A 12,472-nucleotide genomic window follows, 5' to 3' on the forward strand; every position below is an offset into this window, starting at 1 on the left:
TGTGATTGTACGTACAATTTAATGAAAGCGGCCAATTATTCCAATTTCCAATGATTCGGAGATTGTTTCTAGCATTTTAACGGTCTATTTGATAAACAAAAAGCGGCACCTCCCGCATGGGGAAGGTGCCGCCTGGAAACTTTGTATTTGAACCTTAATTAACTGTCAGAACACGTTCTACTTTCTGGTCGGCGAGTTCGAAGGTCTTGGTCTGGATTTCGTTTCCGCTGATGATGTCCAGCTTGTATTTGCCGGCGTCCATCGCGTCCAGGTTCAAGGTGCGTCCGAATTTCTTGTTCTCTTTTGAAATCGTTTCGCGGTATACGATCGTGCCTTCGGCGTCTCTGAGCAACAAAGTTGTCTTGGAATCCGTGTTGGCTTTGTCGACGAGGACGTTGATTTTGCCGGTTTTGGTGGCGTAAATGCCGGTCCCGAATGTGGAAGCTTTTTTGGCTTCTTTGTCTGCCGCGTTGGCGGTGAAAGAAGCGGCTGCAAGCGCAAATGCGCAAATGAAGGTTTTAACTGATGTTTTCATGACTATTTTATTTTTATGGCTATATATTTTGTTCTATTTTAAGAACAGGACAAAGGTAAGATCAGGCTCGGGTACCCTGGCGGGCAAAGTACACGAGCGGATTTTCGGGTGGGACAAGTGGTTGATTCCCAGCATAAGCAATTAAACGGTATCTCATGGCTATTTTTAAAAATTTAACCAAGAGACGGAAGCGGGCGGGAGCGCGTTGCTTGGAAAAGTGTTAATAACTGTTAAAAAAAACGGCCCTCCATCTGTGGGGGCCGTTTTTAACTAAAACTAAAACCGAAACTATTCTTTTTCTACAAAGTCCATATCCTTTGTAAATGTCTCTTCGAGGAAATACAAGGCCAGCAATGCCACTACGGCCGTGGCTACTCCTATCATCAGTCCGCTCTGGATCACGCCCAGGTCGGATTTGAAATGCACAAATAATGCCGCCAGCGGGATCGTCGCTCCCCTGACGAAATTGGGGACGGTCGTCGCTACGGTGGCCCGCAGATTGGTACCGAACAGTTCCGCGGCAATGGTAATGAATAACGTCCAGTAACCATTGCAGAACCCGAGCAAGGTACAAAGCAGATAGAACGAGAACAAATCCTGCATCGGAATCAGCAGATATCCGATCACCATCGCAAGCGATAGCACAATAAAGAGCCGGATCACCTTTTTTCTACTCCGCATGTACTGACTCAGTAACCCACTGACGATGTCTCCGCCCACCTGCCCTGAAAAGGCCAGCATCACAGCTTTGCCCGCATTAATGCCTTCAATGCCCTTTGCGGCGCCGAATTCGGGCGAAAATGTGATGAGAATGCCCACCACAAACCAGATCGGTAATCCTACCAGTATGGCCATCAGGTATTTGCTGAGGCGCTTGCCGTTCAACAGGATCATCATAATGTTACCACGATCCACCGAACGCTCCCTGGCATGCTTGAACATACCCGACTCAAAAACATTGAACCGGAGCACCAGCAGCAGCAGCCCCATGCCGCCTCCCACGAAGTAGGAAACACGCCATGCGAACAAATCGGCTACGAAATAAGCCAAAATTGCGCCCAAAACCCCCAACGTCGCTACCAAAGTGGTACCATAGCCGCGGATTTCTTTCGGTAGTACCTCCGTCACGAGCGTAATGCCCGCTCCGAGCTCGCCCGCCAGCCCTACGCCCGCAATAAAGCGAAGAAGCGCGTACTGATCAAGCGTGTTCACAAATCCGTTGCCGATATTAGCCAGCGAATACATGATAATTGAACCGAAAAGTACGGAGAGACGCCCCTTTTTATCCGCAATTATCCCCCACAACACACCGCCGATCAGCATCCCTGCCATCTGATAATTCAATAAACTAATACCCTCGGTCAGTAGCTGGTCGTCGGGCACATTCAACGCTTTCAGGCTCGGAACCCGCACCACGCTGAACAGGAACAGGTCGTACATATCGACCAGGTAGCCCAATGCCGCCACGATCACGGGGACTTGCAAAAGCTGCGAGAGCAGGGAAGGATTGGTATGGTTGGTTGTTGACATAGGGTTAGGATGTTTTATAATCTGTCGATCAGCATTCCGCCGTCCACGCCGATCACCTGACCGGTGGAGTAGGGGAAGTCGCCGCGGGTGAGCGAGGCTACTGCTTTTCCTACATCTTCGGGCGTGCCCCAGCGCGGCTGCAATGCAATACCGCTTTGGAAAAGGTTATCGTATTTCTCCTGTACTTTGGAAGTCATGTCGGTGGCGATAATACCCGGCCTGATTTCGTAAACCGGAATATTGTATTCGGCCATTCGCACGGCAAAGAGCAGGTTGGTCATCGCCAGGCCGGCCTTTGAAATGCAGTATTCGCCCCGGTTAATGGACGCGACCGTCGCTGAAATGGACGTCACGAAAATGATCGCCGCTTCGAACGCGTGGTTGTTCTGTTTCGCGTGGGCCATACGTTTGCCGATCGCCTGGGTAAAAAAGAACGGGCCCTCGAGATTGGTCGTCATGACTTCCTGGTAATTCTCGACCGTCGTTTCGAGCAGGTCCAGGCGGGTGCGCGGGGCTATTCCGGCATTATTGACGAGCAGATTGATTTGCCCGAATACGGAATAGGCCTTCTCGATAACCGCCTCGCGGTCTGCGGCATCGGCAATGCTTCCCTGGCAATACACCACTTCGGCGCCGAGCTCGCGGAGCTCGTTCAATGCTTCGGCCGCCCCCGATTCGTCGCGGACGCCGTTGATGGCCAGGTTATAGCCTTCTTTGGCAAGGGCTTTGGCAATACCGAAGCCGATGCCGCGACTGCCGCCGGTGATCAGTGCGGTTTTTTTCATAGCTCGTGTACGTCAACCCATTGGCGTTTTTCCCAGCTTTCGAGGCCTTTTTCGGCGAGCTGCACCCCGCGGGCTCCCGCTTTCAGATCCCACGGGAAAGACTCGTCTTTCACAATATGTTTCAGGAAAAGCTCCCATTGCGCCTTGAATGCATTGTCGTAAATCTCCTGCTCGGGTACTTTCGACCAGCCATCAAAGAACGGGATCGGCTGGGGGATATCCGGGTTCCAGACAGGTTTCGGCGTGTTGCCGTAATGCTGAACGTAGCAGTCGCGCAAACCGGCAACGGCCGAGCCGTGCGTTCCGTCCACTTGCAGCGTCAGCAGGTCGTCGCGGCGTACGCGAACCGTCCACGATGAGTTGAAGTGCGCGACGACGTCGCCTTCCAATTCGAATGTGGCGTAGCAGGCATCGTCGGCGGTACATTGATAGGTGTTACCATTTTCGTCCACGCGCTCGGGAATGTGCGTGGCGCCCAGGCAGGAAACGGCCTTTACCTTTCCAAACAAATTATCGAGCACGTAGCGCCAGTGGCAGAGCATATCCACGATAATGCCGCCGTCGTCTTCCTTGCGGTAGTTCCATGAAGGCCGCTGTGCCGGAATGCTGGTTCCTTCAAACACCCAATACCCGAACTCGCCGCGTACCGAGAGGATTTTTCCGAAGAAGCCTGCTTCCATCAGTCTTTTCAATTTCACCAAACCCGGCAGCCACAGCTTGTCCTGTACCACGCCGTTTTTCAAACCTGCTTTCGTAGCCAGTTCATAGAGTTCCAATGCCTCCTCCGTCGTCGTACCAGTCGGTTTTTCACAATAAATATGTTTTCCAGCCTGGATCGCCTTCTTCACCGCCGCAGCACGGCGGCCGGTAACCTGGGCATCGAAGTAGATCTGGTAATGGGGATCGGACATTACAGCGTCGAGGTCGGTCGTATATTTCTGAACGCCCGACTGCTTGCACAGCGCTTGCAGCTTGGCTTCATTGCGTCCTACCAGGATCGGGTCGGGCATAATCACCTCGTCGGAAGAGATTTTTACGCCGCCTTGCTCGATGATCGCCTTGATCGAGCGGAGCAAATGCTGGTTGGTACCCATACGGCCCGTAACGCCGTTCATGATAATGCCAATGGTATGTGTTGTCATTGTTTTTATACAGTTTTAAGAAAAGCCTCAGTTATTTCATTCAAAAACAAATGCTGGTCTTTCGCCCAATGGATATTCGAAAAGATCTCCACCTCGCAAAAGCCGTTAAAGCCCGTCGCTTCCACCCAGCCTCTGATCTTTTTCAGGTCAATGCAGCCTTCGCCCATTAACCCGCGGTCGTTGAGCAGGTCGATCGTGTTCACTTTCCAGTCGCAGACGTGGTAGGCGAGCAGATTGCCATGGGCACCGCACCGGGCGATCTCTTTTTCCAGATCGCTATCCCACCACAAATGGTACACGTCCACCGCCACGCCCACGAAAGGCGATTTGAAATATTCGGCCATGTCATTGGCCTGCCCGAGCGTGTTAATGGCCGAGCGGTCGGCGGCATACATCGGGTGCAGCGGCTCGATCGCGAGCTTGACGCCCAGCTTTTCGGCCAAGGGTAGTATGGCCGCGATACCTTCCTTGATCTGCTCACGGGAAGTTTCCAGCGGCTGGTCGGGAGACGCCCCGCATACGAGCACGATCATGGGTGCCCCCAAAGCTGCGGCTTCTTCGAGGAGCTTGCGGTTATGGTCGATCGCCTGCGCGCGACCCGCGCTGCTGGTATGGGGGAAAAAACCGCCACGGACGTAAGAAACGATTTCCAGCCCGGCAGCGCGGATGATCTCGCCCGAACGATGCGGTCCGATTCCCTCCGTCGCATTCTGCCAGACGCTGATGCCTTTCACCCCGGCGGCAGCGTAGTTTTCCACTGCCTCCGAGAGTCCCCAGGGCTTGGTGGTAATGGTGTGGATGCAGCACCGGTCGAGTGTTATGTTTTCCAATGCGGTAATTTGTTTTAAATAGACTTGGTTCGATTTATACATGTCACCCGGAGCGCAGTCGAAGGGTTTTGGCGACGTCGCAATTATCCTTCGACTCCGCTCAGGATGAAACAACGCTAGCACCAGGCTGACAATAGCGTTATTTCACTGCGCCCAAATACGAGTAATAAGGCAACCCCTTATTGATCCGGTGCAGGTAAAGCGCCACTTCCCTCGCATGGTAATCGCCCCACATGCTCGATTCGCCGCACGGGATTTTCTGGCCTGCCGGCACATTGTCCCAGCCATTCGGGCGATGGTAGATCGAGTGCAGGATCAATCCCTGGTGCGTTGGGTCGGTAGACAGGTAGGGTTCTTCGAAAAGCGTATCCACGGCTGTCAGCCCAGCCTGCCAGTAGCGGTTGCCGGATTCGCTCTGGCCTTTGTCATTCAGGTATTTACCCAATCGCAGCAGACCTTGTGCGCCAATGGCGGCAGCCGAGCTGTCGATCGGTTCAAATGCATTGTAGGGATCTGATTTTCGGGTAGTGTAGTCGCCCAGCTGGTAGAGTTGCGGCGCGCCTGTGTCCCAGTAAGGAATGCCGTCGGCAGCGGTGTTGGCTATGTAAAAATCGCAGGTAGCCTGTGCCGCTTTGAGGTAAATGCGCTCGATTTCGGCCCGGCCGCCCAACGGTGCCAGCTCCTCGTCAGTAAATCGTGGAAGCGATTCGAGCTGTTCCGCAAAGCCGACCATCGCCCATGCGAGGCCGCGCGTCCAGGTGGTGAAGCCGGAGAAACCTTGCTGCGAGTTGGGGCAGCGGTAGTTGCCGTCGTTGGTATTGAAAACGCTTTCGTGGGCGGTACGGCCCCAAAGGTCGTAGCTGTCGCGGCCTTCGCCGTAGTATACCGAGTAATTGGCCGTAGCGATGGAATGCAGCGTGCCGCGTTCCAGAAGGCTGGTTTTCAAGTCATTTTCACCCATATAACTGTGCCCCAGCAAATGCGAAACCATCAGCGCACGCACCGAGCGTATCGTATCCACAAACAACGAATGCGGCCCGTTGAACGAGTGGATATACCCCTGTCCGTTCCTGATGGGCGTCCAGCGCCGCGCCTGCACGGCCCCGGAGATTTTCAATGCGATCTCGTAGAAGTTGCGCTCCCACTCGTTTTCGGGCAGCACGCCTTCGTTCATCAGGCGGAGCAGGTTACCGTACGTGCTCACATTGTTGAACCCATGATCGTGCACGCCGAAATGGCCTACATGCGAGGCCATCGATTGCACGGTGTTCCTACGGGCGCTGGCGAGATAACTTTCGTCGCCTGTCGCGTCAAACTGCAATACTTCGGCACCGTATTGGAAGCCCTGCGTCCACTCGGTCCAGCCGCGAAGGGTGTATTTGCCATTCACGGTAAAAACCGGCGTTCCTTTGGAGTTGTCGTACTCTTTGTTGATAAGCTTGATTTTCTCACCTGAAACTTCCCAAAACCGGTCGAGTTTGGTTTGGAGTGAAGCCGCGGTCAGTTCGTTTTTTATCTGCATAACTTATATCAATAGTATTATTTAGCCATTTTAATTTTGGATAATACAAAGATATTTGCGGCAAAAAGCGATAGCAAGGTACAAATCTGCTATTAAATGGTACTTTTCCGAACATGCTCGCGGTACTCGTTCGGGGTTAGTCCGGTTTTCTTTTTGAAGATACGGCTGAAATAGGACGGGTCGTCCATATGGATGTGGTAAGCGATTTCCTTACTGCTCAGGTTGGTAAAAACGAGCAGCCGTTTGGCTTCTAGCAGGAGCTTGTCGAGGATGTATTCCTGGCAGGAAATGCCGAGAGATTTTTTGATGATTTTACTCAGATAGTCGGGCGTCACCGCCAGCTGATTGGCATATTGCTGCACCTCGTGCATTTGCCTGAAATTCTTTTCCACCAATTCCTGAAAACGCCCCGCGAGTTCTGGCACGCCCAACGGCGGAGTTTCCGCGGCCTGGCGGCCGTGCTGGGTCAGGAAAGCGCATTTTTGCACCAGCAAACCCAGGTACCGGCCAATGAGCGTCTGGTCGGTCTCGGCATTAAGGTGGTCGGTTACCATGTTTTCCAGGATATTGTGGAAATAATGTTTGTCGCTTTCGGAGAGGGTAATGATGGGCTGCCGGCGCGCTGGCTGGAAGAATGGCAGCTGTGAAAGCGGCGGGTTCACCGGGTTGTAGAAGGTATAGTAATCTTCCGAAAATGCGACGATATAGCCCTGGAAGGAGGTCGAAAAAGTAAGCAAATGCACCTGTCCCGGCGTAAGGAAATGCAGTCCTGCACCCTGAATATTGTACGAATGGAAATCGATCTCGTGGAATCCCTGGCCTTCTTCGATGAACAGGATCTCGTAGTACGTGTGCCGGTGCGGCGTATCAGTAGGAAGCGGGGTAATGGGCAATGCGACGGGCCCGGGCTGGATAACCCCCTCATGATTGGCGCTGAGGCTGTTCTTGAACCGGAAAATCTTTAAAGCAGGTACCTGGCTGGGGGTTTTGGGAAGGGAATGTACCGGGATTGCATCAGACACGAAAACCATGCATTCAGACTTTTTCAAGTTCGCTAATCGTTTCAAAAGCCGGCAGGGCGGCAAAACTACCAAAAGATAGGGGCCGTTTGCCAGATTTTTTATACCCTTTGTGACATTTTATACCTTTGCGGTGTTGATTCTTCACAACCACTGTATTTTAAAAGCTACCCGGTGAACCAGGAAACCAAAAGCGGCCAGATATTCGATCTTCCCACCCTAAGGCGTCTATACACATTCGTTCGACCTTACCAGAAGCGGTTTTACCTGCTTGTTGCCATTATATTGCTCAATGCGATCCTCGCGCCGCTTACACCCCTGCTGATCAAATACACCATCGATACGCCCATTTCGAACGGCGATTACGCGCAGCTGACGGTCATGCTGGTTATTATGATTGTCGTGACCATTTTCCAGGGCATTGCGCAGTTCTGGAATACCTATATGTCGGGCTGGCTCGGGCAGTATATTATCCGCGATATCCGCGTGCAGCTGTATGAGAAGATCGTCGGGTTGCGGCTTAAATTCTTCGATAACACACCCATCGGGCGGCTAGTTACGCGGACCATTTCGGACGTGGAAACGCTTTCCAACGTATTCAGCGACGGTATGGCAGCTATTGCGGGAGATATCCTGCAACTGGTACTGATCATCGCCGTCATGTTCTACACCGACTGGAAGCTGTCGGTCATCAGTCTTTCGATGATCCCGCTGATGCTTTTCTGCACCTATGTTTTCAAGGAAAAGATCAAGGATTCCTTCAACGAGGTGCGTGCGGCGGTTTCCAATCTGAATGCATTTGTGCAGGAGCATATTACCGGAATGGGCATCGTGCAGATTTTCAGCAGCGAAGATATCGAATACAAGAAATTCAGGGAGATTAACAAGGTGCACCGTAACGCGAACATCCGGTCCATTCTCTACTATTCGGTGTATTACCCGGTGGCCGACGTGATTGCGGCGGCAGGTACGGGGCTCGTCGTCTGGTATGGGTCAAAACAGATCCTGGACTCGGAAGTGACGTTCGGTACGGTGACGGCCTTCGTGATGTTTATTAACCTCTTTTTCCGCCCGATCCGCCAGCTCGCCGACCGTTTCAATACCCTGCAAATGGGGATCGTGAGCACCGACCGCATCCTGAAACTCCTGGATAGTGACGAATACACCTCCAACGACGGCACTTTTGCGCCGGAATCCATTCAGGGAAATGTAGAGTTTAAAAACGTATGGTTTGCTTACAATGACGAGGAATATGTTCTGAGGGATATCAATTTCAAGGTAAAAGAAGGGGAAACCATTGCTTTCGTCGGCGCTACCGGGGCGGGAAAATCTTCGATCATTAACCTGCTCACGCGTTTTTACGACATTAATAAAGGAAATATCTATGTCGATGGCGTGGAAGTGCATGACTACGAGCTGAATGCGTTGCGCCGGCATATCGGCGTGGTGTTGCAGGACGTGTTCCTTTTCTCGGATACCATTGAAAACAATATCCGTCTTGGCGACGAAAGCATTACCCAGGAGAAAATCGTCGAAGCGGCCAAACTGGTGGGTGTACACGACTTCATCGAACGCTTGCCCGGCGGCTACACCTATAATGTCATGGAACGCGGCGCGACATTGTCCGTAGGGCAGCGGCAGCTCATTTCGTTCGTTCGCGCGATGGTGCACGAGCCGAAGATCATCGTCCTCGACGAAGCTACCTCGTCCGTGGACAGCGAAACGGAAGAACTCATCCAGCACGCGATCGAAAACCTCATGCACGGCCGTACGGCAATCGTGATCGCGCACCGGCTATCGACCATTCAGGAGGCGGATAAGATTATTGTCGTCGATAAAGGCCGGATCGTGGAGGAAGGTAATCACGAGCAATTACTCGAAAAGGATGGCGCTTACGCAAATTTGTACCGGATGCAGTACAAAGAGGTGCATAAGATTGGGACTTTGTAGTTTTTGGGCTGTAAGCATTAGGCCTTAAGCTTATGGCCTAATGCTTACAGCTTACAGCCTAAATTCAATTCCTCCGCCCTGTATCCAAAGGAATAGGCGGTGGCCCGATCAGGAAGTCGTCTTCGTCGCTGCGCTTGGAAGGTGTACTGTCACCTTCAATACCCAGCGAATCGCTCTCGGCAGGCGCCCATTGCGTAGGGCAATTGTAGGTTTTCGATACTTTGAAACTCGGTTTCGGGAATGGACCGGGTTCTACGGATTTGTCCTTGTAAATCTTTTCCAGGAATGCGCCTACGATCGGCAGGGCCGTTTTAGCGCCTTCGCCGAGGTTCGTGGTCCGGAAGTGGATGCTCCGATCGTCGCCGCCTACCCAGGCGCCTACCACGAGGTCGCGCGTGACGCACATGAACCAGCCGTCGGAGTTGTTGGAAGTGGTTCCCGTTTTGCCGCCCATTTCATTGCCGTTCAGCGTCGTGTTGAACCGCCAGCGAATGCTTCCGGACGTTCCACCCGCCTCTTCCACGCCCGCGCGCAGCATTTGCAGCATCAGGAATGCCGATTCTTCACTAATCGCCTGGCGGTGCTCCGGCTGGAATTCTTCGATCACCTTGCCATTGCTATCCTCGATTTTCGTCACGAGAATAGGCTGCGTGTAGGTGCCATTGTTCGCGAAAACGCCGTAGGCCGCCACCATATCATACAGCGACACGTCGAATGGCCCGAGACCAATGGACGGAACGGCTTTCAGCGGCGTGGTGATGCCCATTTTCTTGGCATAACGCACCACATTGGCGGCACCAATCTGGTCGGTGAGCTCGGCGGTAACGGAGTTGATCGACTGCGCCAGTGCGCGGCGAAGCGTCATCGGGGCGTAAGTGTAAGAACCGGTTGCATTGCGCGGTTTCCAGACTTTCTCCTCGCCGTCTTCTTCGTAGGTTTTTTCAAAAGGCTTGTCGACGATCTCGTTGCAGGGGTTCATATTGTATGTCGAGTCGTCGATCGCGGCGGTGTACACGAACGGCTTGAAGGTAGATCCCGGCTGGCGCTTACCTTGCTTTACCGCGTCGTATTTGAAATAATTATAATCCAAACCACCCACCCAGGCGCGGATTTGGCCCGTCTGCGGGTTCATCGCCATCAGGCCCGCACGGAGAATGCGCTTGTAATAGTCGAGCGAGTCCATCGAGCTCCAGTATTTCGTCATTTCGCCACTGTTTTTCCAGTCGTAGACGGTCATCGTGTCTTTTTTGTTGAGATAAAAGGCCACGCTGTCGGGACTGTTCGGGAATTTGGCGGCTAATGCGCGGTATTTGGTAGTGCGCTTCACGACGGTCGGAAGGAAGTCGGTGATCTCATTGCCCTGCTCGTCGCGCCACGGGTTCTGGTTACGCCAGTGGTCTTCGAAAACGCGCTGCAGCTGTTTCATTTTCTGCGTCATGGCTTCTTCCGCGTCCTCCTGCATCCGCGAGTCGATGGTGGTGTAGATTTTCAAGCCATCGGTATAAAGGTCGTAACCATTCTCGTCGCCCCATTTTTTGACAAAATCCACCACCGCATTTTTGAAATAATTGGCATTGCCATCATACGGAGTTTCGAATTTGGTTTTCAGCTCGATGGGCAGTGCGCTGATGGAATCGGCCTGTTTGGCATTCAGGTAACCATATTTGCGCATCTGATCGATCACCACATTGCGGCGTTCGAGCGAGCGCTTCATGTTCCGGATCGGGTTGTACGTCGTGGTGGCCTTTTGCAAACCTACCAGCACGGCCGATTCCTGCACGTTGAGGCTGTCGGGCGATTTACTGAAATACGACTTCGCCGCCGTGTTGATACCATAAGTATTGTTACCGTAATCGACGGTATTGAAATACATCGTCAGGATTTCCTCCTTGGTAAAATTCCTTTCCAGCTTGATGGCCGTAAGCCATTCCTTGGTTTTGTAAATCAACGTGCTGAGGCCCGGAACATAACCTAGCAGCCCTCTTGCGCCGGATTTACGGGTTTTGAATAGCTTTTTGGCGAGCTGCTGGGTAATGGTGCTACCACCCCCGCGGTCGGTAGCGCCGGTGACGATCCCCCAGGCCACGCTGGCCATCGCCTTGTAGTCAATACCCGAATGCCGGTAAAAACGGGCATCCTCGGTGGCGATCAATGCTTTGACGAGGTTAGGTGAAATCTGCTTGTAGGGAACGGGCGTCCGGTTTTCGGTGTAGAACTTGCCGATCATCACGCCGTCGGCCGTGTAGATTTCCGAAGATTGGGCCACTTTCGGGTTCTGGAGGTCTTCCACGCTCGGCATGCTGCCCATGAGCCAGAGGAAGTTGGTTTCCACAGAGAATATGTACACCGCGAAGAGCACGAAGCCGTAAACCAAAGTTTTCCAGACCGTTACAATCGTGCGGTAATACCGTGCATTGACATCCACCTTATCTTCCCACCAGCCACGCAGCGACCTCTTGTTCTGCCGGTACGAATGGAACAACTCGTCGGCCTTGGACTTGCCCGTCACAAGCGAGGTAATTCTATATGCAATCCTGTTGATGAGTGTGGCGAGCCGCGACCGGAAAGCCCGGAACAGCATCCTGATTTTAGTAAAAAACGATCGGAGAACTTCCATCAAACGTTTTGGTTCGTAATGGGTCAAAGATAAGAAAAGCCGGATAGATATGACTCAATCCGGCTTTTTCTGAAATGGTTTCTATTCAGCTTTGTGAAATTTGAGGGCAGCTCCGTTCATACAGTAACGGAGGCCAGTGGGCTTGGGCCCGTCGTTAAAAACGTGTCCTAAATGCCCTCCGCAGGTTCTGCAAACGACTTCCGTGCGGGTCATACCGTGGCTGCGGTCGACAATTTCTTCTACATTGTCCTTGGCTATCGGTGTGAAAAAGCTCGGCCAGCCTGATCCTGAATCGTATTTTGCTTCGGAACTGAAAAGCGGCGTTCCACAGGCGGCGCACACGTAGGTGCCTTCTTCTTTATTGTCGTTATAAGGATGTGAAAAAGGGCGTTCTGTACCTTTTTCAAACAGCACGAAGCACTGCTGGTCGGTGAGCTCCTGCTGCCATTCTTCCTTGGTTTTCTGGACTTCTCTCATGGGTTTGTTTTTTAGGAATGGCAGGAAAAATTCGTACCATATCCTCTGATAACGTTGAAGCGTAA

Annotated in this window: 10 protein-coding genes; 1 reads left to right on the top strand and 9 read right to left on the bottom strand. The window is 52.6% G+C overall.

Annotation, left to right across the window (positions count from 1 at the left end; all coding sequences use genetic code 11):
* Nucleotides 1–154: 154 nt before the first annotated feature.
* The 7 genes from H144_RS0111145 to H144_RS0111175 form a co-directional block, all read right to left on the bottom strand.
* Entirely contained in the window at nucleotides 155–535 is a 381-nt protein-coding gene (locus tag H144_RS0111145) for a T9SS type A sorting domain-containing protein (protein ID WP_019942142.1), read from the bottom strand.
* 288 nt (nucleotides 536–823) lie between these two features.
* A complete protein-coding gene (locus H144_RS0111150) occupies nucleotides 824–2,065 on the bottom strand; it encodes an MFS transporter (protein ID WP_019942143.1) in 1,242 nt (413 codons plus the stop codon).
* A gap of 14 nt (nucleotides 2,066–2,079) precedes the next feature.
* The gene (locus tag H144_RS0111155; RefSeq protein ID WP_019942144.1) at nucleotides 2,080–2,850 is read right to left on the bottom strand and encodes a 3-ketoacyl-ACP reductase; all 771 of its coding nucleotides are present in this window, start codon (nucleotides 2,848–2,850) and stop codon (nucleotides 2,080–2,082) included.
* Nucleotides 2,847–3,992 carry a Gfo/Idh/MocA family protein gene (locus H144_RS0111160; protein WP_019942145.1) on the bottom strand — a complete coding sequence of 382 codons (1,146 nt, stop codon included), beginning with the start codon at nucleotides 3,990–3,992 and terminating at the stop codon, nucleotides 2,847–2,849. The genes H144_RS0111155 and H144_RS0111160 overlap by 4 nt, the downstream gene beginning before the upstream one ends.
* A 5-nt stretch (nucleotides 3,993–3,997) precedes the next feature.
* Nucleotides 3,998–4,822, bottom strand: coding sequence for a sugar phosphate isomerase/epimerase family protein (locus tag H144_RS0111165; RefSeq protein ID WP_033402583.1), 825 nt, complete (start codon nucleotides 4,820–4,822; stop codon nucleotides 3,998–4,000).
* 139 nt (nucleotides 4,823–4,961) lie between these two features.
* Complete coding sequence (locus H144_RS0111170; RefSeq protein WP_019942147.1) at nucleotides 4,962–6,344, bottom strand: glycoside hydrolase family 88 protein; 1,383 nt, start codon at nucleotides 6,342–6,344, stop codon at nucleotides 4,962–4,964.
* Between the two features lie 92 nt (nucleotides 6,345–6,436).
* Entirely contained in the window at nucleotides 6,437–7,375 is a 939-nt protein-coding gene (locus H144_RS0111175) for a helix-turn-helix domain-containing protein (protein ID WP_019942148.1), read from the bottom strand.
* 162 nt (nucleotides 7,376–7,537) lie between these two features.
* Between H144_RS0111175 and H144_RS0111180 the strand changes: the two genes are divergently transcribed.
* Nucleotides 7,538–9,313, top strand: a complete 1,776-nt coding sequence (locus H144_RS0111180; protein WP_019942149.1) for an ABC transporter ATP-binding protein — start codon at nucleotides 7,538–7,540, stop codon at nucleotides 9,311–9,313.
* Between the two features lie 64 nt (nucleotides 9,314–9,377).
* Here the strand turns inward: H144_RS0111180 and H144_RS0111185 are convergent, their stop codons facing one another.
* Nucleotides 9,378–11,930: a penicillin-binding protein 1A gene (locus tag H144_RS0111185; RefSeq protein ID WP_019942150.1), complete on the bottom strand. Its 2,553-nt coding sequence runs from the start codon at nucleotides 11,928–11,930 to the stop codon at nucleotides 9,378–9,380.
* 81 nt (nucleotides 11,931–12,011) lie between these two features.
* A complete protein-coding gene (msrB, locus tag H144_RS0111190; protein ID WP_019942151.1) occupies nucleotides 12,012–12,407 on the bottom strand; it encodes a peptide-methionine (R)-S-oxide reductase MsrB in 396 nt (131 codons plus the stop codon).
* Nucleotides 12,408–12,472 lie beyond the last annotated feature (65 nt).

It is taken from the genome of Dyadobacter beijingensis DSM 21582 (assembly GCF_000382205.1).
Classification (GTDB): Bacteria; Bacteroidota; Bacteroidia; order Cytophagales; family Spirosomataceae; genus Dyadobacter; species Dyadobacter beijingensis.

Bases quoted from the DNA above. Each gene is read 5' to 3' on its own strand.
- H144_RS0111185 (WP_019942150.1), bottom strand. From the start codon at position 11,930: ATGGAAGTTCTCCGATCGTTTTTTACTAAAATCAGGATGCTGTTCCGG.
- H144_RS0111155 (WP_019942144.1), bottom strand. From the start codon at position 2,850: ATGAAAAAAACCGCACTGATCACCGGCGGCAGTCGCGGCATCGGCTTC.
- H144_RS0111170 (WP_019942147.1), bottom strand. From the start codon at position 6,344: ATGCAGATAAAAAACGAACTGACCGCGGCTTCACTCCAAACCAAACTC.
- H144_RS0111175 (WP_019942148.1), bottom strand. From the start codon at position 7,375: ATGGTTTTCGTGTCTGATGCAATCCCGGTACATTCCCTTCCCAAAACC.
- H144_RS0111145 (WP_019942142.1), bottom strand. From the start codon at position 535: ATGAAAACATCAGTTAAAACCTTCATTTGCGCATTTGCGCTTGCAGCC.
- H144_RS0111150 (WP_019942143.1), bottom strand. From the start codon at position 2,065: ATGTCAACAACCAACCATACCAATCCTTCCCTGCTCTCGCAGCTTTTG.
- H144_RS0111160 (WP_019942145.1), bottom strand. From the start codon at position 3,992: ATGACAACACATACCATTGGCATTATCATGAACGGCGTTACGGGCCGT.
- msrB (WP_019942151.1), bottom strand. From the start codon at position 12,407: ATGAGAGAAGTCCAGAAAACCAAGGAAGAATGGCAGCAGGAGCTCACC.